Origin of the sequence: Vibrio porteresiae DSM 19223, assembly GCF_024347055.1 — a bacterium.
GTDB classification, from domain to species: Bacteria; Pseudomonadota; Gammaproteobacteria; order Enterobacterales; family Vibrionaceae; genus Vibrio; species Vibrio porteresiae.
Genome location: NZ_AP024896.1, coordinates 113,034 through 136,891, shown reverse-complemented (window position 1 = coordinate 136,891; position 23,858 = coordinate 113,034). Strand labels below are relative to the sequence as shown.

At 44.0% G+C, this 23,858-nt stretch carries 19 protein-coding genes and 2 pseudogenes; 5 read left to right on the top strand and 16 right to left on the bottom strand.

What is annotated here, in order from left to right:
- Nucleotides 1–4: 4 nt before the first annotated feature.
- From vasI to dmeF, 16 genes and pseudogenes are all read right to left on the bottom strand, one after another.
- Nucleotides 5–661 carry a type VI secretion system-associated protein VasI gene (vasI, locus tag OCV11_RS17220; protein WP_261897258.1) on the bottom strand — a complete coding sequence of 219 codons (657 nt, stop codon included), beginning with the start codon at nucleotides 659–661 and terminating at the stop codon, nucleotides 5–7.
- Nucleotides 658–831: pseudogene (locus OCV11_RS25085) on the bottom strand (helix-turn-helix domain-containing protein); the annotation flags it as partial. The gene vasI and the pseudogene OCV11_RS25085, both read right to left, overlap by 4 nt.
- Before the next feature lie 95 nt (nucleotides 832–926).
- Nucleotides 927–2,244: pseudogene (locus tag OCV11_RS17215) on the bottom strand (sigma-54 interaction domain-containing protein); the annotation flags it as partial.
- Between the two features lie 2 nt (nucleotides 2,245–2,246).
- Nucleotides 2,247–4,859, bottom strand: a complete 2,613-nt coding sequence (tssH, locus tag OCV11_RS17210; protein ID WP_261897256.1) for a type VI secretion system ATPase TssH — start codon at nucleotides 4,857–4,859, stop codon at nucleotides 2,247–2,249.
- 28 nt (nucleotides 4,860–4,887) lie between these two features.
- Complete coding sequence (gene icmH / locus OCV11_RS17205; RefSeq protein ID WP_261897255.1) at nucleotides 4,888–5,661, bottom strand: type IVB secretion system protein IcmH/DotU; 774 nt, start codon at nucleotides 5,659–5,661, stop codon at nucleotides 4,888–4,890.
- 2 nt (nucleotides 5,662–5,663) lie between these two features.
- Nucleotides 5,664–6,998, bottom strand: coding sequence for a type VI secretion system baseplate subunit TssK (tssK, locus tag OCV11_RS17200; RefSeq protein WP_261897254.1), 1,335 nt, complete (start codon nucleotides 6,996–6,998; stop codon nucleotides 5,664–5,666).
- A gap of 6 nt (nucleotides 6,999–7,004) precedes the next feature.
- Complete coding sequence (gene tssJ / locus OCV11_RS17195) at nucleotides 7,005–7,511, bottom strand: type VI secretion system lipoprotein TssJ (RefSeq protein WP_373332839.1); 507 nt, start codon at nucleotides 7,509–7,511, stop codon at nucleotides 7,005–7,007.
- Nucleotides 7,511–9,019, bottom strand: coding sequence for a type VI secretion system-associated FHA domain protein TagH (gene tagH, locus OCV11_RS17190; protein WP_261897253.1), 1,509 nt, complete (start codon nucleotides 9,017–9,019; stop codon nucleotides 7,511–7,513). Before tagH ends, tssJ begins: the two co-directional genes overlap by 1 nt.
- Before the next feature lie 2 nt (nucleotides 9,020–9,021).
- Nucleotides 9,022–10,038: a type VI secretion system baseplate subunit TssG gene (gene tssG, locus OCV11_RS17185; protein ID WP_261897252.1), complete on the bottom strand. Its 1,017-nt coding sequence runs from the start codon at nucleotides 10,036–10,038 to the stop codon at nucleotides 9,022–9,024.
- The gene (gene tssF / locus OCV11_RS17180) at nucleotides 10,002–11,771 is read right to left on the bottom strand and encodes a type VI secretion system baseplate subunit TssF (RefSeq protein WP_261897251.1); all 1,770 of its coding nucleotides are present in this window, start codon (nucleotides 11,769–11,771) and stop codon (nucleotides 10,002–10,004) included. The genes tssG and tssF overlap by 37 nt, the downstream gene beginning before the upstream one ends.
- Nucleotides 11,772–11,777: 6 nt before the next feature.
- Nucleotides 11,778–12,215 (bottom strand): type VI secretion system baseplate subunit TssE, encoded by a 438-nt coding sequence (tssE, locus tag OCV11_RS17175; RefSeq protein WP_261897250.1) that lies wholly within the window; start codon nucleotides 12,213–12,215, stop codon nucleotides 11,778–11,780.
- A 2-nt stretch (nucleotides 12,216–12,217) separates the two neighbouring features.
- Nucleotides 12,218–13,696 (bottom strand): type VI secretion system contractile sheath large subunit, encoded by a 1,479-nt coding sequence (gene tssC, locus OCV11_RS17170; RefSeq protein ID WP_261897249.1) that lies wholly within the window; start codon nucleotides 13,694–13,696, stop codon nucleotides 12,218–12,220.
- 60 nt (nucleotides 13,697–13,756) lie between these two features.
- Nucleotides 13,757–14,254 carry a type VI secretion system contractile sheath small subunit gene (tssB, locus tag OCV11_RS17165; RefSeq protein WP_261897248.1) on the bottom strand — a complete coding sequence of 166 codons (498 nt, stop codon included), beginning with the start codon at nucleotides 14,252–14,254 and terminating at the stop codon, nucleotides 13,757–13,759.
- A 421-nt stretch (nucleotides 14,255–14,675) separates the two neighbouring features.
- On the bottom strand, nucleotides 14,676–15,596 hold the full coding sequence (locus OCV11_RS17160; protein ID WP_373332842.1) for an SEL1-like repeat protein: 921 nt from the start codon (nucleotides 15,594–15,596) through the stop codon (nucleotides 14,676–14,678).
- Nucleotides 15,597–16,605: 1,009 nt separating this feature from the next.
- On the bottom strand, nucleotides 16,606–17,022 hold the full coding sequence (locus OCV11_RS17155; RefSeq protein ID WP_261897246.1) for a MarR family winged helix-turn-helix transcriptional regulator: 417 nt from the start codon (nucleotides 17,020–17,022) through the stop codon (nucleotides 16,606–16,608).
- A 2-nt stretch (nucleotides 17,023–17,024) separates the two neighbouring features.
- On the bottom strand, nucleotides 17,025–17,975 hold the full coding sequence (gene dmeF, locus OCV11_RS17150; RefSeq protein ID WP_261897245.1) for a CDF family Co(II)/Ni(II) efflux transporter DmeF: 951 nt from the start codon (nucleotides 17,973–17,975) through the stop codon (nucleotides 17,025–17,027).
- A 151-nt stretch (nucleotides 17,976–18,126) separates the two neighbouring features.
- Between dmeF and OCV11_RS17145 the strand changes: the two genes are divergently transcribed.
- From OCV11_RS17145 to OCV11_RS17125, 5 genes are all read left to right on the top strand, one after another.
- Nucleotides 18,127–19,830, top strand: coding sequence for an RluA family pseudouridine synthase (locus OCV11_RS17145; protein WP_261897244.1), 1,704 nt, complete (start codon nucleotides 18,127–18,129; stop codon nucleotides 19,828–19,830).
- 140 nt (nucleotides 19,831–19,970) lie between these two features.
- On the top strand, nucleotides 19,971–21,185 hold the full coding sequence (locus tag OCV11_RS17140) for a glycoside hydrolase family protein (protein WP_261897243.1): 1,215 nt from the start codon (nucleotides 19,971–19,973) through the stop codon (nucleotides 21,183–21,185).
- Between the two features lie 155 nt (nucleotides 21,186–21,340).
- The gene (locus OCV11_RS17135) at nucleotides 21,341–22,054 is read left to right on the top strand and encodes a 2'-5' RNA ligase family protein (RefSeq protein ID WP_261897242.1); all 714 of its coding nucleotides are present in this window, start codon (nucleotides 21,341–21,343) and stop codon (nucleotides 22,052–22,054) included.
- A 103-nt stretch (nucleotides 22,055–22,157) separates the two neighbouring features.
- Nucleotides 22,158–22,745, top strand: a complete 588-nt coding sequence (locus OCV11_RS17130) for a TetR/AcrR family transcriptional regulator (protein ID WP_261897241.1) — start codon at nucleotides 22,158–22,160, stop codon at nucleotides 22,743–22,745.
- Between the two features lie 73 nt (nucleotides 22,746–22,818).
- A complete protein-coding gene (locus OCV11_RS17125) occupies nucleotides 22,819–23,856 on the top strand; it encodes an NADP-dependent oxidoreductase (RefSeq protein ID WP_261897240.1) in 1,038 nt (345 codons plus the stop codon).
- The last annotated feature ends 2 nt before the right edge of the window (nucleotides 23,857–23,858 follow it).

Genomic DNA, 23,858 nt, shown 5'->3' with positions numbered 1-23,858 from the left:
CCCCCTACCAACCACAACGTTGACGCAGTGCAGAAAGATCATCTGCCACGTCACGTGTATCAAACTCTAATCCATCAGCAAACGTCGCGTTAGAACGAAGAACTAAACGATTCCCTGATGTCATGGCTTTCATCATATCAATCGCTGGCAGACCACGAGCAGATGACATCAATACGCCTAAATCGTCACTACGCCAAAACTGTTGCTGTCCGCCCGCTACAGCAACACGGATACGACCGTCTTGCACTGGATCTGGAAGCGCTAACTCAACCCGACTTAAATTGTTCATACAGCTCATCAACAACACGGGTTTAGCATTACCTTGAAACTGTGTATGACTATTGAGCGCAGTAAAAGCTAACCAAGCGCTGCTTCCCTTACCTTCACCTTGAGTCACCAATGTTCTGACCTTATCACCGTCTTGATGGGCCGCATCGATAGCGCGTTGCCATGCTTCGGGATAAGCCTGACCGGTCACTTCTGTTGCCGGCAGCGGAGTTTTAAATACCCGATCAAAGCAGTCTAAACGCTCTAAACGTCCAGACACTAAACGACACTGCTCAGCTTGCTCCAAACGTTTATCTGCCGCCTGAGTGACACTAGGCACAGTGGCTAACGTTGATAAAAGGCCTAACCAAACACATATGCGCTTCTTATTCATTGAGCTTTGATCTCCAGTTTCAGGCATTTGTATGCCAGAGTCCGTTTAGGAATACCTAAACTTTCTGCTGCTTTTGCCCGATCGCCAGAGAAACGTTTAAGACGTTCGCTAATGATTTTGGCTTCGAAATCATTAAGTGCCTGTTTCAAATCACTAATGACGTTGTAATTGGATTCTGCCGGAGCCGTTACCTGTGTTTGCATTACTGACTCTGAGGCCATCGCTTGTGGCATTTCAGGCTCAAGAGAGAGTGCTGCCATTGCATGGATACGATGCGCAAAGCAATGCTCCTCGACTTGCGTACCATCCAGCGTTTGCGCACATCCAAATTCGATCAGGTGCTTTAGCTCACGAACGTTACCAGGAAAGTTATGCTGCTTTAGACAATCGATCGCTTTGAAATGTAACCCACGGATATTTCTACCGTTTTGTTGATTGAATATTTCAACGAAATGCTGACTCAGTTGATCAATATCGTCTAAACGAGTCGCTAGACGAGGCAAGGTAATCGGATATTGGAACAGACGGTAATAAAGGTCTTGGCGAAAAGCACGCTTACGCACTTGGTCAATCAAGTTCACGTGAGTAGCCGATACCAAACGAAAATCAGATGTCTGCTCTTGCTTGCCACCCACAGGGCGGAAAGTACGCGATTCCAATACACGCAATAACTTAGCTTGCAGAGCCAAAGGCATATCACCGATTTCATCAAGAAATAGCGTGCCGCCATTGGCTTGGGCAATTAGGCCTTGCTTATCACTATCTGCACCAGAAAACGCCCCTTTGCAGTAGCCAAATAGCTCACTTTCCAGCAGGTTTTCAGGAATCGCAGCACAGTTGATCGCAACAAAAGGTGCCTCTTTACGGGAAGAGAGCTGATGCACTGCCTCCGCAACCAACTCTTTACCAGTACCGGTTTCGCCCTGAACCATCACAGAAAGCTGAGACTGAGCAGCACTGGCGATTTGCTGACGCAATTTCTGCATCACTTCACTTTGGCCGATGAGCTTACGAGCAAGATTGTTCACCAGCGATTGCTGCGTAGAGCTACGTTGAATATCAGACAACGATTCGGTCAGAACCTGACGATTTTGCTCTTCGCGCGCCATTTCACTGAGCAGTTCCCACTGCTGAGAAAATACCGCCACAAATTTAACGAAATGCTCATCATCAAAAGCCGTGGTAACCACATGACTCTCACCAATCATCAATAAAATGGATTGGACGTGACGAGTTCCCAATGGCAATGGTTGAATCAGTACCGAATCAAACATGCCAACGCGAGTTGTCAGTTGATTGAACATGCGGTTCGCTTGCCAAAACACCAGCTCATCCGCCGTCAAATGCATCGCATTGGATGACTGCAGCACATGGGCAAATGGGGTATCAAAATCCGTTACCGACCATGAAAATGGCAGTGTGTCATTGTGAGGAACAAGCAGACGCCCATCCGAAGAGGGCATCAATAGCATGCAAGTAGAAAGACCAAGCTCTTGCGACACGATATCGACGAATCGAGTCGCAAGTTGTTGGGGCTTTCTTAATCCAACAAGATCGGTCGCGAAAGCTAGCCAATTACTCATGATTACTCTACCTCTCCTACAAATTCACCATCTTGCGCAGACAATGAAATGCGCACGACAGGTTCTTTAGCAGCCAGTTTATTTAACAGTGCTAATGAGACTGGCGGTAACAGTTGTCCTTCGATAATCGCTTCGAGCATACGCGCGCCATTTTCAGAGCGAGTCGCGCGGTTAAGAATCTCTTCAATCAGAGAATCTTCAATCACTACTTCAGCACCGTAACGAGTCTTAAAGAGCGTTTCTAGACGAGCAAGCTTGCCTTTCACGATCTCATTCAGTACTTCTTTGTTTAGTGGCATGTAAGGAATCACTTCCATGCGAGCGAGCAATGCAGGTTTAAAGAAAGCCGCTAATTCTGGATAAAGCGCATCACCAAGTTCAGACAGGTTTTCTGAGTAATCAACGATGGTTTGGAAACCGAGGTTTGATGTCAGGAAGAAGACGATGTTTTGGCAATCAATCTTACGACCTTCACCATCACAAAGTTCGCCTTTATCAAACGCTTGATAGAAGATGTTCAGCACTTCAGGGTGTGCTTTCTCAACTTCATCAAGAAGAACAACGGAATATGGCATCTTGCGAATTGCTTCCGTTAACACACCACCTTCACCGTAACCTACATAACCTGGAGGTGAACCAATCAGGCGTGAAACCGTATGTTTCTCTTGGTATTCCGACATATTGATAGTGGTAAGGAACTGTTGACCACCGTAAAGCTGGTCTGCAAGTTGCACGACGGTTTCTGTTTTACCAACACCACTTGGACCAACCAATAGGAAAGCGCCTTTAGGGCGACCAGGACGACGCAAGTCAGCACGAGCAGTCAAAAGATGACGATGTACACGCTCAATAGCGGTGTCTTGACCTTTGATAGCCTTACCTAAAATCTCAGTAAGATGCGTGATTTTGTGGAGTTCGTCCGTGTTCATTTGATCCACAGGTACGCCAGTCCAATCAGCAATTACCTCGGCAATTTGATCGGCACCAACTTGTGGGCACATCAGACGTTCATCATGAGGAATCGCATTCAGTTCTGCATACTGGTTTTGCAATTCACGGCGCAGATCAGCTAACTGCTCTTCGTCTTTCTCTTCTGCATCAACCGCTTCCATCAACTCAGCGCGCAGCGCAACAATCGATTCCACAAGCGCTTTTTGTGATTGCCATTTTGCGTTTAAGGTTTCTTTTTCCACTTCATCTAACTGCTCTTGCTCGCGCAGTTGATCTAGACGATCTGCATTGATCTCTTGACCTAAATACATCGCGCGCTCAAGCATTTTGATCTCAAGTTGACGCTGATGACATTCTGTTTCGAGCAACGCAATACGATTCGGTGGTGTGGTCATGTTGATTGCGATACGCGCACAAGCCGTATCCAACACATCGATCGCTTTATCTGGCAGTTGACGGCCAGAGATATAACGAGCTGAGAGTTCAGCAGCCGCTTTCAACGCATCATCGGTGATCAATACGTTGTGTGCTTTCTCATAGACGCCGTTCAAACCACGAAGAATATCAACGGCTTGAGTGATGGTAGGTTCTTCCAATTTTACCAGTTGGAAACGACGAGTTAATGCAGGATCTTTTTCAAAATACTTTTTGTATTCTTTCCAAGTCGTTGCCGCAATCGTACTTAACTCTCCACGAGCAAGTGCCGGTTTTAGCAAGTTGGCTGCATCACTGCCCCCTTCTTGGTTACCAGAACCAATGAGGGTATGAGCTTCATCAATAAACAAAATGATTGGGTGGGGTGCGTGTTTAATCGCATCGATAACCCCTTTAAGGCGCTTTTCGAATTCCCCTTTCACTGATGCACCCGCTTGAAGCAGACCTAAATCGAGCGAGTACAATTCAATTTTTTGTAGTTGCGTCGGTACTTGACCCGCAACGACACGCAGCGCCAAACCTTCAATCATGGCACTTTTACCTACGCCGGCATCGCCAACCACGATAGGGTTGTTCTTACGACGACGGCACAGGATGTCGATCATCAGGTTCAGTTCATTCTCACGACACAAAACCGGATCAAGTTCGCCATTGCGAGCTTGCTCGGTCACGTTGGTGCAATATTTAGCTAGTGGTGACGAATCTGCATTCAATGCTGCATTTTTTGCCGCAGCTGGAGAAGACTTCTCAACCGCAGTTTCAGCAGAATCCGCCAAAATGGTCGCAAAGTGTTTTTTCAAACTTTCACGGTTAATGCCATCAAAAAGTTTAATCAGTTTCAAAGGCAAATAGCGGTCGGCGCGAGTAATGGCCGCAAGGAAAACCGCCCCAGAGCGCAATTCACTCTGCTCAAGTTCGGTCGTTGAAAGCAACCACGCTTCTTGCAGCACTTCGACGAGAAGAGGAGAAAATGCTGGGTAAGTATCCAGAGACTGTTCACGGGCATAACTGGATGCAAGCGCTTGTTTAACAGCATCTAGCTCAATGTTCGCTTGTTTTAATACGATGCGAACATCAGACAATGGGTTATCTGTCAGGACATCCAAGTAGTGTTCTAAGGTGACTTCTGGATGCTGACGTTCAATGCACAACGACGCCGCTTGCTCGAGAGCCAGCTTACTTTGCGCATTCAACTTTGCAATAAGAGTGGGTAATTCAATACGGATCACGACGACCACCTAGCCTGTTTAATTATAGTTAAAGTATTTGATTTAATTGATTTAGTACGTCACTGGTTTTTTCATGAAGTAGGTATGTATAGCCAATAAATACCCCAATCCACAAAACAACAAATCCAGCAAAAACTGACCATATTGGTAACTGAGTGCTTAACTTATATTTGGATTGCACTACATGGTCGGTTGCACTGGTTAGCGCTTCGAGCGGTTTCTCTTCTAAGCCACTGAGCATATCGTGTAGACGAGCAATCACGCGTTCACGTTCAACGTGTCCACCTTCAATCACACGATATTTACCCTCGAAACCAAGCACCAAGCAGTGGTAAATAAACTCCAGCAAAAGCTGATAACGTTTTGGGTCATCTTCTAAACGGCCAAGGATGGTAAACACTTTTTCGCCACCCCACGTTTCGTTATGGAAACGCGAGAGCATTGAGTGTTCAGCCCATACGCTAGATGAACCCCATTCAGTTCCCATCACCGCTTCATCTAAAAACGCACATAAGATGTAGCGGTAAGCCATCAAAATGGCATGTTCGAAACCTTTTTCAGAAAGTTCGATTTCGATAGCCTTAATTTCTTCTATTGTCTGTTGATAGATCTGCTCGATGTTGTCGCAATCACTCAACGAACGAACACGCAATGACAAACCAAATAGAGGCGTCGCCGCATCAATCAAAATATTTGGGTTATCGCCACGTAACTGAAACCAATAGTCTTGGTCGTAGTTAATCTGTTCCACATCATCAAACAGTAAGTTACTGTATTGTTGTTCTTTTTTACCTAAAGCCATGGTTAACTCCTAATCGCCCAGAATTGCAGATCCAAATCATCAAATGCCGCAGCCACATGGAATGCAAAACCACTTGAATTAGTCAGCATTTCCCAAGCTGGGCTGGTTTTATCAAGTTGGTAATAGGTGTAACCAGCGTGATAAGGCAATTGACGAGGAGCAACAGGTAACGAAATCAATGGAATACCTGGTAACTGCAGTGAAATAAGTTCGCGAATTTTTTCCACAGACGACACTTTGGTTTGCTGTGTAAACAAGCGACGTAATTCGTCTAATGGCATACGAGCTTTCACTGCAATAATGAATTCAGCAGAACCCATCAGCTGTGGATCGTGTACCGGAGCAACCATCAAGCCGTACTTACGTTTATCCAATTGAATTGAAACCGCACGTGGTTCAAGTACCACACTCAAGCTTTGACGTAAGTTACGAATCAACGGACTAAAAGAGAGCCCTGGCATATCGTGGTTATAACTGGGTAACGATGGCGGTAAACGGCTTTCATGGGTGAATGTGGCTAACTCACCACATACCGAAGAAAGGCATTCAAACAAGCGTTCTGGGTGTAAGCTACGCAGTTCAGCCAAATGCTGCATCTGTGGTTGTAAGCGGTTAAGTGCTTGAAGCAACATAAAGTCGGATACATCCGCAACACCACCTTGTGAAGGTGCAGCAATACGTTGAGCAATGTTCTTTGCACGCTCACGCATTAAGCCAGACATTTCATTAATGAAGCGGTGTAAGCCAGACAAGCCAACCACGTTGTAATGGCAAGGGATAAAGTCTTGGTCAAGCACCACACTACCATCAGGACGTTTTTCCAGAATACGAGCAATAGCAATCGAAGCGTAAGCACTGCGATCTTCTTTCTCGAGCATTAATTGCATTCTCACTGGAGAAACATCAATCGTGGTGGTATCGCCTTGCACACTATGGACATCACGTACTTCCATACGACGGCTTACATAACGACCCGTTCCTTTTTCTTCTGGCCAGTTCACTTCCATCAAGGACTCACTACGAAGTGGCACGGCAAGATAAATCAGTTGGTTCGCTAAGGAGGCATCTTCAATTTCAAGCGCATCAGGCATCGCATCTTCTTGCGGAATACGAAACGCTGTGCCATCAGGCATGATGCCAACTGCACGTTCAATCGCAATGCGGCCAAACGACAAGTATTCAGGGTTCAATGACAATTCAGAGATGCCATAAAGGTAGCGGCTGGCAGCACTGATACGTTCATCGATGTAGTACTCGGTGAAGCGCTGTTGCTGTTGAAAATGTTGCGGCTTGATAAACAGCCCTTCATTCCAGATCACTCGGTTACGTGCAAACATGGTCTATCACTCCACCCGTTCTAACTTGACGTTATAATCTTTAAATAACATCAGCATGTGATATTCACGGCCAACAGTGAGAACTTTCACTGCCTTCTTCCACTCACTCAATTCAGGATCAGCGAAGTGCGCCATCACACCGATATAATGCGTGTTTTTGTCCACTTCAAAACTGTTCACAAACTTGAACTGTCCTGGCATCAATACGTAGTCGTAACTTTTAACGAAGTTACTGCGCAGTGCCTTTTTGTAGTCTGTTTTCAGTTGGTCATAGTCCGCAGACATAAACATAGAATCGTCTTGTAACTCAAAGACCTGAATTTCAATCGGTGAGGCTTCACCCCAAATATTTGGGTTAACCCCTTCATCGGCAACTAGGCTGAGTGTCACCTTAGTTGGCTGTTTCGCTGGGTTGTATGCGTCTTCTGCATCACTACTCTCAGAAGAGCCACTGCTACTACAAGCAGTCAACAAGATGAGCGGAAACAGCAATAACAGCAGTTTCTTCACCATTACAGCTCCAGTTGCTTCTCACGGATTTTCTTGTCGTAGGCTTGCTCAAAGATTTCCCAGAACAGTTTTTCAAAACCACGTTGACGATTTGAAGTCAGTTCCTGGTAGTAGCTGCAGTACATTTCCCAAGCCCAAGCTTGATCGGATGTATGTTGAGAATCGGTGTTTCTTCTGTAGTGTTGGAAACGACGCATCAGTACTTGTGGCGAGAACGCTGCCAAAATTTGAGTCAGAGCTTCTGAAGTGGCATGTTGCATCGCATCATTATGATCGCGAACGTTTTTCAAGCTTTCTTCGATTGCTGCAGGAGCAGAAAGGTGCACCATACTCTTGTCTGAGTCATACATAGTGCGTACCGTCTCTTCGTAAGAAAGACCTAGGCGTAATGGGTTATCTTCAATCGGTTGAAGATTGCGATTTAGCGTACCAAAACGTCCTTCGCTCACCTGTTGATGAAGATCGAGCAAACCTTTCACACAAGCTTGCAGAGACTGACCTAGCTCTTCAGAGAGAAGATGCATACGTTTCATATCATGCTCATCACTAAGATCCACACCTAAGCCCTGTAACATTGGGCCAGTTAGCAAGTGTTGACCACCAGAAGTAGAGGTAGAACGTTCTACTGGTGTGTGACGCTGTTCGATATGATCAGGATTGATGCTTTTCGCAACTTCTTCCTCGAGTAAATCCAATACTTTTTCATCCATTGGTGAGCCCTCTGATACGTTGTTGATAGTTGTGTCGTTATTATGTGTGTAAGCCGAGTTTGGTTGAGTTGGTTCTGCAACTTGAGTGTTAGCCACAACTTCCTCTTGTTTAGGCGCAGATTTTTTCCACAAACCAAACCCTAAAATTCGTTTTAAACTGATTGATGAAGACATTTCGAAATCGCTATCAGCCTGAGGTGTGTAACTTAATTCATTCAGAACCAGGTTATCCTCAGGCACTAGTGACTCTGATTCTTCATTACGTTCAACCTTAGGTGCATCGATCAACGACTCTTCTTCTTCGTCATTGGTCTGTAATGCATCTAATGCAATAAGTGGATCGGCATCAATTCGGTGTTCGTCCACTTGAACTTCGTTTTCATCAAATGGAGCATCAGCCAGCAGATCAATCTCGTCAGAGCTGAACATGGTATCTAACGAACCGTACGTAGGATCTTCAGCCACCGTGCCACGCAGTACGCGAATCTGATAAGGGCCAATCGTCACTTCATCTTTGTGGGCCAACTTTGCTAACTTGTTTAACCCAAGTGGCATATGTGAACCGTTCACGTAGGTTGCCCCACAACGATCTTTTAAACAGAAAGCACCATCGACCATAAGAATTTCACAGTGAACAGGGCGAACCTGACCTTGATTGTCTTTTAAACGCCAAGTAGCAAAACTGTCTGAGCCAATCGTGCCGCCCACTGGAGTCCAAGTAGATTGAGCCGCTAGGCCCGATTCCAATAACTGTACGTTGGTCACTAACAAAGTGAGTGAAGGCTGTACCGCTTGATTCATTGTTATTGCCTCACTTGAATTAATACGTGTTGATCTTGAACGTTGCTGCCTAGGAAGGATGTCCAACCTAAGGCGATACCTTTATCAGAACCAAGCTCCAGTTTTGGCGCTTCGTCCTCAGCCATAGTCAGTTCAAGGTCATAAGCCATTTGTTCACGCAAAATCACTTCAACCAACTTACACAGCGGTTGATATTCCTTGCCTGAAGGGAGAAAGTCTGCAAAGCGCTCTCTCGTTAATTTATTGATGCAAATAGTGAATTTGCCATTACAGTCCACTACGGTATCGCCAATGATGGTGTCCATACCTAATTGCGCGTTTTGCATGCCCAAAGCACATTGTTGTTCTTTACCAATGTTCACTTTGCGTCTTACCCACAGTCTAATCTCCACTTCTGGAAGGTCAAAACAGTGTGCGATAATCCCAGCAACCACCTGTGGTGAGCGGCTTCGTCCAGCCAAAGTGCCCGAATAAGCCAGCATCTTGCACCAGTTAATTGGTGCGTCCCCACGTAAGTTCGGATCACCTAACCCAACTAAAGCAAAAAGTTGAGCGGAAAAATCATCCTGAGCATCAGGTTGGAACCGTACGTAGTAGCGATATTTACGCCACACGCGGTACACCAGATTGATTAACCGATTATTGAAGAAATCAAAAAACGGCTGTTTGTAACCACCTGGATCTTCGGTTGCTAGCTGCTCAGTAATAAAACCAGGCAATGGTGATTGCGCACCTGACAAACCAAAGAAGTTCGTTAGCATTACCATGCGATCATCGGCTCTCTCATCCAGTGACATCACATCGGATGGAGAAAATCCCAGACTTGGATTGGCACTGAATACTAAACGGCATTCACGTTCCCATTCCTCATCTTCTGGATTGAATTCGTTCACTTTTTGCAGCAATTCAACCAATTGGTAGAAGTTGTACGAACGCACATTGTCAGGCAAATGCGTTTGGGGCATTTGCTCGTCAGCAAGCGTTAGATCAACGGCTGCATTCCGCTCTGAGTTCCCCATGTGTACTTCTCTTGGTTAGTAAAATTCACGATGACCAATTCGTGAAACGAATTGATGCTCGCATACAAGGCAAAAAAGTGGCTCAACACAGTTCCGAATAAGAACAGGTCGCCTTCCGAACCGAATTTGGTTTGATCGACATATAAAGTCGATTGCAAACCACGAACAGGTAACCCACGTAGGATCTTGTCGACGGGCTTCGACTCAATATTTAAAATGCCTTCCAGACGCTGACGACCAATACGTTCCGCTTGTCGGTCGACCAACGCACGAAAATCGTAAGCACGCAGTACACTGCTCAATGCATCTTTAGAGAGCAAAGAGAGGTAGTTAAGCGAAAGGTTTGAAATTAATGTCCATAGCAAACTGCCATCTAATACAGGACGTAGAGATTGCGTTGGTACTGAAATATTACGAAATGTAGCGTACGGTGGAGAGGTATCCGTAGGCTCACAAATATCACCAACACCCAACTCCAATGGCAAAAGGCGATTGGTGCAAGTGAGCTTAATAGAGACCGCTTCATCGACGCCGGTCGATACCGTTTCATCACTACGGACAAACGAGATAAACGAATCAAAACCGTCGCCACGAATACTTTCTTTAGTGCGAGAGCGGTAATACAAGGCTTTACGATTACGTGCACGTTCCACTTCGTGTTGGAAGCTTTCAAAGGCAGAGTAAACTCGTTTTTCACCGCGTACTCGACGTCCTGATTCCATAGAATCTTGCCATCCAGTCACGCTATCAATGCTAAACACTTCGTAATGAGCTGGATAACGACTCGATGGAATCACACGGTATTCGGTCTTTTTACCATTCAGATCAATAGGATCTGCATCGTGCTCAAACAAGTTGATCACTGGTGTACAGTAGAGTTGGAAATTGTCGTTACGAACACGAACATCCGTCGGTAATGTCTTAGAGAAGTAGATTTTTAGCGTGAATTCACCGCAAACCTGCTTCGGTAACGCCTGATTAAGCCCTTTAACATCCACAAAATGAAACGCTTCTGGGAAAGAGAGGTATTCCTGCAGAATACGATAACCTTCATAGACGTTTTTTGGATAAGGCAACAGCGCCTGATCACTATCAAAACCGACCGTTGCAAAGGCATTGCGTGGTAGAGCAAATTCGACGCCATTTACCTCAACCGTCATTTTGCCTAGATAGTGATTGAGCCACAGATACAACATCTGCGAACTGTATTTGTCACCACCAAGGTAAAAACGCAGCGTATCCAGTTTTGCATCACCAGCACTGATATCACCGTTGATCGACATATCTAGGCTAAGAATGGTCGACTCTCTTGAGTGCTCAGCACTCACGTTCAAACAGTGTAAAGGGTAAAGCTCAACATCGCGGCAAGTACGAAAATGACACTTGGTACCAAACACAGGTTTGCTATCCAATTGAGTACCACGAACGACGGTTTGTTTTTCACTAACGCTTTTATCTGGATCAAACGCAACAATGCTCATGCTTGGTACGGGACGAAGATAGTTCGGCCACAGCATATTAATGATCGAGTGAGTAAGTTCAGGGAACTCATCTTCCACCTTTTCTCGCAGACGCGCGGTCAAGAATGCGAAACCTTCAAGTAGGCGTTCCACATCTGGATCGGTATTGCGGCCATGAAGGAAGCGAGCTAACTGCGGGTGAATTTCAGTAAATTCTTTCCCTTGCTCCTTCAAAAAGGCGAGTTCTTCTCTGAAATACTTATCTTGAGTCATAATAATTTAGAACACTCGGTATTGACGGTTTTGGTCCAGTAGCAAGTTAAATTGCACTTTGTCATGTAAGGCTTCACTGTTTAGCATGGCTACGATGTGGAACCTTAGTGACAACGGATCACGTTCATTACTGTCTGCTCGAACCTGAATATTGGCTAATCTTGGTTCGTACGTCTGTAGGCAGTGTTGAATCGCAAGTCTTATCCGTAATGACAAATCCATGGTTTCAAGGGTTGCATCGTTAAAATCGATTAAACCAAGATGAGGTGAGCTTTCAGAACCACCCACTCTGGTATTCAAAATATTCGATACGTTACGTTTAACTGACTCGAGTACATCCCATGCATCAGGACCTTGGGTCAATGACATGGGTCTAGAGCCGGCTTCTAAACGTTCGAAGAAGCCAACTCCAAATGCACTCTCTTCGGGTGCAATGTAAGTCATAGTTATGCCTGATCCAGACGGCCTACTAGAGATAGTTCGAAGTTAGCACCCATGTATTTGAAGTGCGGACGAACAGCTAGTGATACCTGATACCAACCTGGGTTTCCTTCAACATCAGAAACTTCGATTTTCGCTGCGCGTAAAGGACGACGGCTACGAACATCTGCTGGTGGGTTTTCCTGGTCTGCAACGTACTGTTTGATCCAACCATTCAATTCGCGTTCAAGATCTTGGCGTTCTTTCCAAGAACCGATTTGTTCGCGTTGTAGCACTTTGATGTAGTGTGCTAGACGGTTGATGATCATCATGTAAGGAAGCTGAGTACCCAGTTTGTAGTTGGTTTCTGCTTCTTTACCTTCTTTCGTATTCGGGAATACTTTTGGCTTTTGAATTGAGTTAGCAGAGAAGAACGCTGCGTTATCGCTGCCTTTACGCATCGTTAGGGCAATGAAACCTTCTTCAGCAAGTTCAAACTCTTTGCGGTCAGTGATAAGCACTTCGGTTGGAATCTTAGACTGTAGAGCGCCCATTGATTCAAACACGTGAACTGGAAGATCTTCAACTGCACCACCGCTTTGAGGACCAATGATGTTTGGACACCAACGGTATTTTGCAAAACTGTCAGTTAGACGCGTTGCAAATGCAAATGCAGTGTTGCCCCACAAATAGTGTTCATGAGAGTCGCTTACATTTTCAGTGTAGTTAAAGGTTTTGATTGGGTTTTCTGTTGGGTCATAAGGAACACGCAACAAGAAACGTGGCGCAGTAAGACCAAGATAACGAGCATCTTCAGACTCACGCAGTGCACGCCATTTAGTGTATTTAGGGCTTTCAAAAATGGATTTTACATCTTTGATGTTTGGTAGTTCTTCAAATGAATCGATACCAAAGAATTCTGGACCAACACTAGAGATGAATGGAGCATGAGCCATAGCGCCAAGTGCGCCCATGTACTGAAGCAGCTTCATGTCTGGTGTCGATGGCGTGAATGAGTAGTTACCAATAATGGCACCTGTTGGTTCACCACCGAATTGACCATATCCAGAAGAGTATACATGTTTGTATAAACCGGCTTGTGCAGTTTCTGGTGCGAATTCAAAGTCTTCTAGTAGTTCTTCTTTTGTGACATGAAGAATATCAACTTTGTTGTTTTCGCGGAAATCAGTGCGGTCAACAAACAGTTTAAGACCACGCCATGAAGATTCAAGTTGTTGATAAGATTCGTTATGTAGAATCTCATCCATTTGAGCACTGATTTTTTTATCCAGTTCAACCAACATTTGGTCAACAAGAGATTTATTGACTGGTTCAGCAGTTTGATCAGAACCAATTAGATTTTCGATAAAAGCAGCAACGCCTTTTTTCGCGACATCGTAACCTTCTTCACTTGGTGCGATGCGTGTTTGAGACATGATTTCGTCGAGTAAGCTACCTGTCGCAGCTAGCTGTCCATTCTCTAGTACTGAATCTGTCGTAGACATAGTTTTTGTTCCTGAAGTAGATTTTATGACAAAAGTATTAAGTCAAGTTAGAGCGATAAATCACTCTTGCTCAGTGCTAACTAAATTCAATTCAGCTAGTAGCTTTTCACGAGACTCTTCTGAGTTAAGAAGATCTTGCAAACGCTCACGGAACGCTGGGATGTTGCCTAGCGGGCCTTTTAGAGCAACAAGTGCTTCACGCAACTCAATTAACTTTTTCAATTCAGGAACCTGAGACGCTACCGAGTCAGGAGCAAAATCAGCAAGAGATTTGAAACTGATTTCAACTGGAAGCTCAGCGTCTTCTTCGTCTGTCAGCTTATTCTTCACTGTAGTGCTTAGTTTTAGATTGCTTTCACGCATCACTGCTTCAAAGTTGTTTTTATCAACAGAAACGGTGGTACGTTCTTCAAGTGGGGTATCTTCGGTATGACCTTTGAAATCGCCCACTACTAAGGTTTTAAGTGGTAATTCCACTTCAGCCTGTGCATCTCCCGTTGCCGGAACATATTTGATATTAATCCGCTCTTTAGGAGCTACACTTCCTTCTTTAGACATGTTATGTCTCCACTACCTATGCCAATCGTTGTTAATGAATGCGACTATGTATGAGTAACCAAAAACCCGTACATAATCTGACGTTATTTATCTATCAAATTTATTTAATATAACCGTACAAATATCAGTAGTTTTAAGCCGATTAATTTATGTAACTACCGAAAGTTTATTATCTATATTTAAGATTAAGCCAGTACGATTACTTATTTAATATTTTAATTTTTAACAAGTTCGCTGATTAATATACAACCTATAGAGTATTTATTCAACGCCCAAGCAACTTTTTACCCGGCTATTCTATTCACTCAAAGCAGAAACGCATCACATCAATTTAGCAAAACATGATCTAGTTTCCAAAAATAGCCTTACTACTAATACAGTTTAATATCCGGATGGTACAAATTAACCTCATACCATCCGGTTAAATATCCCAATAAAGATCGTGGTTATAAAACGTATTCTTCTTTTTCAATTGCGCTTCAATTGTTTGTGACTTTTCAATGTCTTTCGGTGATATTGTCTTCATGATATCTGCATAGTGACGCTCTACATTCTGGTATAGAACATCTAATCTATCGGACCCTGCAGTTTCTAAATACACATCGTAGTAAGCCTTTGCTTTGGCTAAATCTTCTTGCACAAAAGCATAGTTACTGCTGTATCCACTCAAGATAATGGCCACGGCAGCTAAAGAGGTTAAGTCCCCTTCTTCGATTGCTCTCTCGCGCCATTTAAATGCTTCTTGATAGTTGTGCTGATCTTCCAATCGTTGGATGTAGTTACGAATGGCTGGCATATAACCGGTATTTGCCGCTTGTTCGTATAACTTACTCACCGCTTTATCACGACCACCAGGTAGTAAATACGTACCTTCTCCATTTTCTAATTCAGCGGCTTTTTGCATCAAAGCTCGAGGCACATCAAACGCCACAGATTTGTCTAAGTAGTACTCTGACAGCTCTTGGTCGGTACTTTGGTAATACTGCGCTAAGCCATACAGAGCCTGGGCTGGCTCAGTTTGACCGAGTGTCACCAATGAGTCATGGTAATGATTTTGCCAATATTTTCTTTCGCGGATACGCAGCCAATCTCCTTTTAGATAAAGGTGCTGCATAGCCTGACGATTGCCCTCACGTGCTGCTTTTAGCAGGTACTCTTGCGCTTCGGGTGGCGTGCGAATCGTCGTGTTGTAATTGGACAATTCCATCGCATACAAATAGGCCGCTTGTGCATCACCTTTGTCCGCTGCGTACTTCAAAAACGGACGCGCTTTCATATTTTTTAGCTGCGCTCTCAATAACTTACCTTCTTGATAAGCTTGAGATGCCGTCATCTGATTCATTTCATAAGCGCTTTGCGCATTTTGAGCGTCTGCAGCGACACATGAGCCAGCAACACCAAAAAGGAGAAGCCAAGTCGCTACAAATTGTTTTGCTGTTAAAGACACTACATTCACCTTCAGTTAATACGAAAATCTTCTCTGTTTACGACAACTTACCGTAGGTATATCGTCGTTTCGGGTTTGTATGAAAGCCGATTTTCTAACCGAATTTTACTTTGTAGCTCAGGGCGTTATCGTTACGCCATGCTCTGATGTTGCTCATATCAATTCTCCGTAAGCCTTTGTTTTCAATATGTGAGATTGGTATCTAGCAATGGCAAATCCATCGTACTGATGTTTGCCTCATTGGTGCGATTCAGCGCTGCCTAGCCATGCAACTATCTGAACCACAACTTTGTTTACTCTACTTAATTCACCTCAATGCCAAGTCTTTTTAGTCATAGTTGGTCATCGATTTCATTTACCTTTCGAGATAAATAGTTCCACTAAGTAACGAGGACACATAATGGATCAAAATCATCAAAAAATAATCACTTCATTTAAGGTAATATATAAATTTTGAGACAGATATTCCAAATACTCAGTTTTGACTATTTTTTTACTTTGTAATTTTATTGTCAGAACTTAATTATTTATTTCGATTTCAGTATTTTAAATAAATATAAAATGAGCAAATATTTACCTGCTATTCTTAGAAACACCTCTTAAGTGTTACTGCAATATTTCTACAGAACTAAACATTCTCCTGACACAAGATCACTAATTTGACAAAAACCTGACAAATAGAAGATTAGCAAATGGAGGAATATCACATTTAACCATAAAATATAGCGCAATGACGTTTAATCAAATAACCATTCAGATAATGAATAGGAGGTGTATAACAAAGACCATTCGTCACGCATCATCAACATGTATGACTTACTATCAAATTTGGCTTATAGAAATGACGTATGTCACAAGTCCACTCTATTCAAAAGTGAACTGTGACAAAACAAAAGGAAGGGGATTAGAACTCTTGGTTCATTTTGCGTAGCATTTCGCTCAATGCTTGTTGCTGCTCAGGCGTGAAATGCCGAGTAAGATCTTCCGTTAACTGAAGATGCAAAACATTATGTGTTTGAAATACCTGATGACCTGCCTCTGTTAGCTCAACCAAAATTGAACGGCGGTCGCCTTCTAAAGAGTGGCGTTCAATCAGGCCAGCTTTGACAAGCTTATCCACTTGTACAGTCAATGTTCCGGTAGTTATGCCAAGACGATTAGCCAACTCTTTCATACGCATCGCTCCATGGCTTCCCAAAACTTCTAGGGTATGAACTTGTGCAAGAGAGAATTGGGTCTCTTTTACGACCGCTTGCTCCCACGACGACATCTTGTCGTAGAACTCAGTAAGCAAATTGTTTAAGTCGGCTAATTGCTGCATTTTTACCTGCCTAATGGCTGTACCTCAATTGTTAAGTGGCTGATCTTATCAAATTCTTCCAGCTCGTGTCTAAAAAAGGCGACATCCTTTCCATCACGTGAAGTCAATGTCATCATGGCTGCATAGTGGTTAGCACTGACTTTCCACATATGTAAGTCCTTGACTGTTGCCCCACTCTGGGTGATTTTTTGCAAAATACGTTGTTCATATTTTTCATCGACTTGGGCATCAAGCAAAATCGGTGAGGTTTGACGAACAAGCCCCCAGGCCCATTTCGTGATCACCAAGGCTCCAACAATGCCCATCACAGGGTCAAGCCACACCCACCCCAGATATTTGCCCACAATCAAAGCTACAATCGCTAATACCGAAGTTAACGCGTCCGCCAAAACATGCATGTACGCTGCCTTAATGTTGTGGTCTTCATGGTGGTGTTCATGCTCGTGTTCAGAGTGATGGTCATGATGGTCATGATGGTCATGATGGTCATGATGGTCATGATGGTCATGATGGTCATGCAGCAGAAACATACTCAGTATGTTGACTGTCAAGCCAATCACGGCAACAAAAATTGCTTCATTAAATTCGATAGTTTGCGGACTAAACAAACGATGGATCGATTCCACCACCATGAGTAAGGCGACAATTTCTAATCCTATCGCGCTAGTAAACCCTCCCAATACGCTTACTTTGCCAGTACCAAAAGAGTAAAGACGAGAGTCCTGATTTTTGCGTGAATAACGCAGTGCAAAGAGAGTGATACAGAAAGCCGCTGCGTGTGTGCCCATGTGCCAACCGTCTGCCAGAAGAGCCATAGAACCAAATAGAGAGCCAGCCGTTATCTCCACGGCCATGGTAATGACAGTCAATAACAAAACATAGAAGGTTTGCTTTTCCCCTTCGGTATTACTATACGAAAAGGTATGTGATTTCGAACAAAGCGAAGTAGTCATAGTTAATTACTTTGATTATCAAATTTTCCAAAGTCTAGTTAGTTTGATAATCAAAGTAAAGTCGCCAAACGATAAATTTAAATCCTCTGGCATTTCGATCTTGCATCGGTACAATGCCAGCGTTTAAACCACCAGTGCCTACTATTACGCCATGCAATATAACAACACCTGTTTCACGCCTTTCCAATCTGATGTTTCAGCGATCGCACTACCGGACAGATTTACCTATCCGTTTTGTTATGAACCGCATCCACTTTGCGAAATTGCCGCTAAACAGCTGCAACAATATTTGCTTGAGCAAACCGATTGGTCACATCCCTTTGGCTTAGATCATGAAGGCCACTTAGATAACAACAGCGATGAAGCCAATGGCAAAATGTTTGGTGTACTGGTGGTGCAAAACTCTCAAGGAGTGCTGGGATATTTGGCGGCATTCTCTGGATTACTTGCGGATAAGCTAATCCAACCAGGATTTGTTCCTCCAGTTTACGATCGCCTTGCAGATGCGACTCTATTTCGTCAAAAAGCCGATGAAATTGCCGTGATTAACCATCAGGTAAAGTCGTTAGAACAAAGCCCAAAACTGGATCAGTTGAAACAGCAACGACACGAACTTGAAACCCAAGCTCAGCAAGAGATAGAAGCTTTACGTTTATCGATTATTGAGCAAAGAAAAGCTCGTAAAGCTGAGCGCGAAGTCATCGCGAATAGTGAACACAGTCTGCAAAATGAACAACGTCTTGAACAACTGGCTCGTGAAAGCGTGCTGGAAAAACGTCGGCAGCAGGACCTAAAAAGCCAGTGGCAACAAAGCCAAGATGATGTTCGAGCCGACATTGAGGCATTCGAAAACCAGCTCTTAGCGTTAAAACAGGAGCGGAAAGATCGTTCTGCTCGGCTGCAGCAGCATCTGTTTGAACAGTATCGTTTTCTCAATGAGGCTGGCGATGAGAAATCCCTGTTAGACATTTTTGCTGCTTTTCCCAAATTAACACCTCCGGCTGGATCAGGTGAATGTGCTGCGCCTAAGTTGTTGCAATATGCGTTTCAACATCAACTTACCCCGATTTGTATGGCTGAATTTTGGTGGGGAAAATCGCCAAAATCAGAAATTCGCCAGCATCAAAAGTACTATCCTGCTTGCCAAAACAAGTGTTTCCCGATTCTTTCGCATATGCTCGCAGGATTAGAGTTGGATGATAATCCGTTATTACAAAATCCAGCTCAAGACAAAGAAATTGACATCATTTATCAAGATGAAGCAATTGTTGTTGTCAACAAACCCGCTGGGTTACTTTCCGTGCCCGGAGTCCATATCAAAGACTCAGTGGCAACTCGCCTTGCAGAACAGTTCGCCGATAAAGAAGGACTGTTTGTATTGCACCGTTTGGATATGTCGACCTCCGGTTTACTGGTATTTGCACTGACTAAACGTGCTAACAAACAACTGCAAAAGCAGTTCATCACACGTCAAGTGAAAAAGCGTTACGTGGCGGTACTGAGCGGAAAATTAAACGAAACACACGGTGAAATCACGTTACCACTGCGAGGTGACCTTGATGATAGACCACGCCAAATTGTCTGTGTCGAACACGGTAAACCCGCTCTAACCACTTGGGAATGTATCGCGCAAGAGAGTGATGGTTCAAGTCGTGTGAACCTTTACCCACATACCGGCCGCACCCACCAGCTACGTGTGCATTGCGCGCACCATGATGGACTCAACTTGCCAATTAAAGGTGATGACTTGTACGGCACGAAAGCCAATAGACTGCATTTGCATGCAGAGCAGTTGAGTTTCACTCATCCCTATACTCGTGAACTGATGACGTTTTGCGCTAAGCCCGATTTTTAAAATCGATAGACAAACACCAGTAAGCGTAACAAACTCCTGACAAGCATCTCATTTTTAAACCTTATTCTGTATCGAGTGCTGTAAGAACGATATGGCCAGGTATGTTGACGAGCGAAGAGATGCAGGGAAGGAGCAAAGGGATGACTTTAAGATACGCAGCGCGTCTGGCTTTAATTGCAAGCCTACTGCCTATTACGGCCAGTGCCGCTCTTTCCGATAAGCGCGGCATTGGTATTGCAAGGCCTTCCGCTTCAGATGTAGAGCTGCTCTCCAATAATGTCGCTTGGTATTACAACTGGAAAGTCGCTCCTGATGGCTGGCTTGCAGTCGATAAAGTGGCGAATGCTCCAGAGTTTGTCCCCATGGTTTGGGGAGGCAACTTTAACGAGAAAAGATTGCGTCAATATTTGAGCCATCACCCCAAAGTAAAATACCTATTAGCTTTCAACGAACCTAATTTTCGTCATCAAGCCAACTTAACGCCTAAACAAGCGGCAAAGTTATGGCCAAAGATCGAAACCATCGCCGATCAATACCATCTTAAAATTATTGCTCCCGCCGTTAACTACAGCCCAGGAGATGTTGATATTCCAGGTACCAAACAAGATAGTAGCCCGTTTGCTTATCTAGACAGCTTCTTTGCAGAGTGTCCTCACTGTCGGGTGGATTATCTCGCCGTACACAGTTATATGAGTACCCCTGAAGCGGTGAAACGTTATGTCAGTAAATTTTACCAGCGTTATCAAAAACCTATTTGGCTAACCGAATGGAATCTCAATTTAGGTAAACGCAAAGAAACCCAATCACAGCAGATGGACTTTATGGCAGAAACGGTACGTTGGCTAGAAGAACAACCGTTTGTTTTTCGCTACGCGTGGTTTGTTGCTCGCAGTGGAAAGGTTGCACAACCACGGCAAGCTGATTTGCTCACTGGAAATCATTGGAATCCTTTAGGTGAGCTCTATACTCAGCTACCCAACACTAACTCTCTTTATAAGATTCCTTTTACAATTAATTCATTCCAAGCACAGCGGCTACGTGGATTTCACCACCAAGTCGATAACTCATCTACCACTATCTTGCTTAACGGTGAAAGAGGAGCAACAACGGAATTTGCTTTTACCAGCGAGATATCTCGCTCAGCATCGGTTGCTCTCAATTATAAAAGCCAAGATAAAACCAATGTGGAGTACAAAATGGATGATGAAACTTGGCAGCTTGCGGTGCTACCCAAAGCCACTTCGCCAACATGGTTCAATCTCTCCACGCACAAGACAATATCTCCAGGTGAACACACGCTAACACTGCGGATCCAAGAGCAAAACTTACGTATAGCTAAGCTTCGCATTCAATGACAGGTTATTTAGAAATGTCTTATGTAACAACTAGTTGATAAATAATTATCTCAGAATAATAAACCAAGAAAAGGAATCGATTACTCTTACGTCAATCCAGATAGTTCAATATGATGCATAAGAATCCATGCATTGAGTAAGAGAGATATTTTGTCATGCTATTTTCCCGATCGTCCCGGTTTACCATTCCTGCCTTCACCCTTACGGCTTGCTTTTCAGCCCCCATTTTTGCTAACCCCAATCAAGAGAGTATCGATATTTTTGCGATCCCCTCCAATGAGATAGTCAATGTCGTAGAAGACACCAGCCAAAACCTGAATAGCTACGGAATGAAAAGTTTCTATGACCAAGGCAAACCGACTCACATTACGCTCTACCTCACTTCCTTTCCTAAACAAGCAGAAGCAGAAATAAAAAGCATCATCGAAAAACTTGCCACGACTCATCAGGCATTTCCGATTACCGCCAACGGAGCGACCGTCACCAACGATCATTGGGCTTTTATTAATGTGGACGATTCCACAGAGCTGCAACGCTTAGCAGATGAAGTGACTTTGGCCGTTGCCCCATTACGCGATACGTCTGCTGCTATACCTGATTGGGCAAAATCCTATCCTAATAAAGAACAAGCCTTTATCCGCTATGGCAGTCCCAATGTGTTCCAAAATTTTGAACCACACCTTACGCTGTTAGCACAGGAAACCAATCCCAAGCTGAGCGAATTTGCCGAGAAGCTACAACAACAACCACCTTATGCCCAAGGAAAGATAGTTGGGATTGGCATCGGTATTGCAGATCAATGGGGACAACAGAAAAAGATTTTGGCTGAATACTTGTTCCAATCTTGGTACATTCCAGCCCAGCAATAACATACGTCGCCAGATTTACCTTAAGATCTCTTTCTCAACAGGAAGAGATCTTTTGATCAAACTCGACTAGACGACTGGTCTATTTTCCACTATAGTAACCCACATGAACAGTAAAACACTCGATACTCGACAACATATCCTCGACGTAGGCTATCAACTTGTCGCTAAAAAAGGATTCACCGGGATGGGACTGGCAGAGCTATTAAAGAATGCCGATGTACCCAAGGGATCCTTTTATCATTATTTCCAATCTAAAGAACAATTTGGCGAAGCGTTGCTGGAAGATTACTTCACTCGCTATGTCGAAAAACTCGATGCCCTGTTTTACCACTCAGATGGCAATTTCTATCAACGCATCATGCGCTACTGGCATTACTGGGCTGAACACAACAGTAATCAATGTGATCAAGGGCAGTGCTTAGTCGTCAAATTGGCTGGTGAAGTCACCGATCTTTCGGAACCCATGCGGTTAGTGTTTCTTAAAGGCACTAACAAGATTATTGCAATGATCGCTGATTGTATTGAACAAGGGATAAAATCCAAAGATATCAATGTCAAAGAGAGTGTTTTGATTGCTGAACGGCTATACGATCTTTGGATTGGAGCCTGTTTAATGAATAAGATTCGCCAAGATGATTCCAGTTTACAACTGGCATTGCAAACCACTGAGCAATGGCTCAACGGTAATTAAATTTTGATCCGCTGAAAAGCGGATTTTTTACCCCACACAACTAGACGACCGGTCTAATAAAGGAGACTCATTTATGAGCAGTATTCAAAATCAACGCATCGTTTTAGCATCTCGCCCTGTTGGTGCACCAACGCAAGCCAACTTTCGTCTCGAATCCACTCCCGTTCGAGATATCAATGAAGGCGAAGTTCTGCTTAGAACGATCTACTTATCTCTTGACCCGTACATGCGTGGTCGCATGAGTGATGCTGAATCATACGCAGAAGGCGTTGCTCTAAACGAAACCATGGTGGGTGGTACCGTTTGTCAGGTTGAGCAATCAAAAAATGATGATTTTTCTGTCGGTGAATGGGTGTTGTCTTATTCAGGTTGGCAAGGTTATTCCATTTCAAATGGTGAAGGATTATTAAAATTAGGTCATCACCCAGAACTGCCGTCTTATGCATTAGGAATTCTTGGTATGCCAGGCTTCACAGCCTATATGGGACTGCTAGACATTGGCGCCCCACAAGAAGGTGAAACGATTGTAGTTGCAGCAGCAACTGGACCTGTGGGTGCAACCGTGGGGCAAATAGGCAAGCTCAAAGGTTGTCGCGTGGTTGGCATCGCAGGTGGTGAAGAGAAGTGCCGTTACGCGACAGAAGTGTTAGGTTTTGATGCGTGTATTGACCACAAGTCTCCTACTTTCGCGCAAGATTTAGCGGCTGCATGTACTCAAGGCATTGATGTTTACTTCGAGAACGTCGGCGGAAAAGTCTTTGATGCAGTGATGCCTTTACTTAATGCTAAAGCACGTATTCCTCTTTGTGGCTTAGTGTCTCAATACAACGCCACTAGCCTACCTGAAGGCCCAGATCGCCTATCAAAACTCATGGGCTTGCTGCTCATCAAACGCGTAAAAGTACAAGGCTTCATCATTTTTGATGATTACGGCCATCGTTACCCAGAGTTTGCCCAAGAAATGGGACAATGGGTTGCACAGGGAAAAATCCAATATAAAGAGCAAATGGTTGAGGGCCTAGCTGCCGCTCCAGAAGCTTTTATGGGCTTATTGGAAGGGAAAAACTTTGGCAAACTGGTCGTTAAAATTAATCAACCTATCGAGGCTTAATT

Coding starts and splice junctions, on each gene's coding strand:
- tssG (WP_261897252.1), bottom strand. CDS start 10,038: ATGGGGAACTCAGAGCGGAATGCAGCCGTTGATCTAACGCTTGCTGAC.
- tssF (WP_261897251.1), bottom strand. CDS start 11,771: ATGACTCAAGATAAGTATTTCAGAGAAGAACTCGCCTTTTTGAAGGAG.
- tssC (WP_261897249.1), bottom strand. CDS start 13,696: ATGTCTACGACAGATTCAGTACTAGAGAATGGACAGCTAGCTGCGACA.
- OCV11_RS17145 (WP_261897244.1), top strand. CDS start 18,127: ATGCAATATAACAACACCTGTTTCACGCCTTTCCAATCTGATGTTTCA.
- tssB (WP_261897248.1), bottom strand. CDS start 14,254: ATGTCTAAAGAAGGAAGTGTAGCTCCTAAAGAGCGGATTAATATCAAA.
- dmeF (WP_261897245.1), bottom strand. CDS start 17,975: ATGACTACTTCGCTTTGTTCGAAATCACATACCTTTTCGTATAGTAAT.
- OCV11_RS17155 (WP_261897246.1), bottom strand. CDS start 17,022: ATGCAGCAATTAGCCGACTTAAACAATTTGCTTACTGAGTTCTACGAC.
- tssE (WP_261897250.1), bottom strand. CDS start 12,215: ATGACTTACATTGCACCCGAAGAGAGTGCATTTGGAGTTGGCTTCTTC.
- vasI (WP_261897258.1), bottom strand. CDS start 661: ATGAATAAGAAGCGCATATGTGTTTGGTTAGGCCTTTTATCAACGTTA.
- OCV11_RS17125 (WP_261897240.1), top strand. CDS start 22,819: ATGAGCAGTATTCAAAATCAACGCATCGTTTTAGCATCTCGCCCTGTT.
- tagH (WP_261897253.1), bottom strand. CDS start 9,019: ATGAATCAAGCGGTACAGCCTTCACTCACTTTGTTAGTGACCAACGTA.
- tssK (WP_261897254.1), bottom strand. CDS start 6,998: ATGTTTGCACGTAACCGAGTGATCTGGAATGAAGGGCTGTTTATCAAG.
- icmH (WP_261897255.1), bottom strand. CDS start 5,661: ATGGCTTTAGGTAAAAAAGAACAACAATACAGTAACTTACTGTTTGAT.
- OCV11_RS17140 (WP_261897243.1), top strand. CDS start 19,971: ATGACTTTAAGATACGCAGCGCGTCTGGCTTTAATTGCAAGCCTACTG.
- OCV11_RS17160 (WP_373332842.1), bottom strand. CDS start 15,596: ATGAATCAGATGACGGCATCTCAAGCTTATCAAGAAGGTAAGTTATTG.
- tssJ (WP_373332839.1), bottom strand. CDS start 7,511: ATGGTGAAGAAACTGCTGTTATTGCTGTTTCCGCTCATCTTGTTGACT.
- OCV11_RS17130 (WP_261897241.1), top strand. CDS start 22,158: ATGAACAGTAAAACACTCGATACTCGACAACATATCCTCGACGTAGGC.
- OCV11_RS17135 (WP_261897242.1), top strand. CDS start 21,341: ATGCTATTTTCCCGATCGTCCCGGTTTACCATTCCTGCCTTCACCCTT.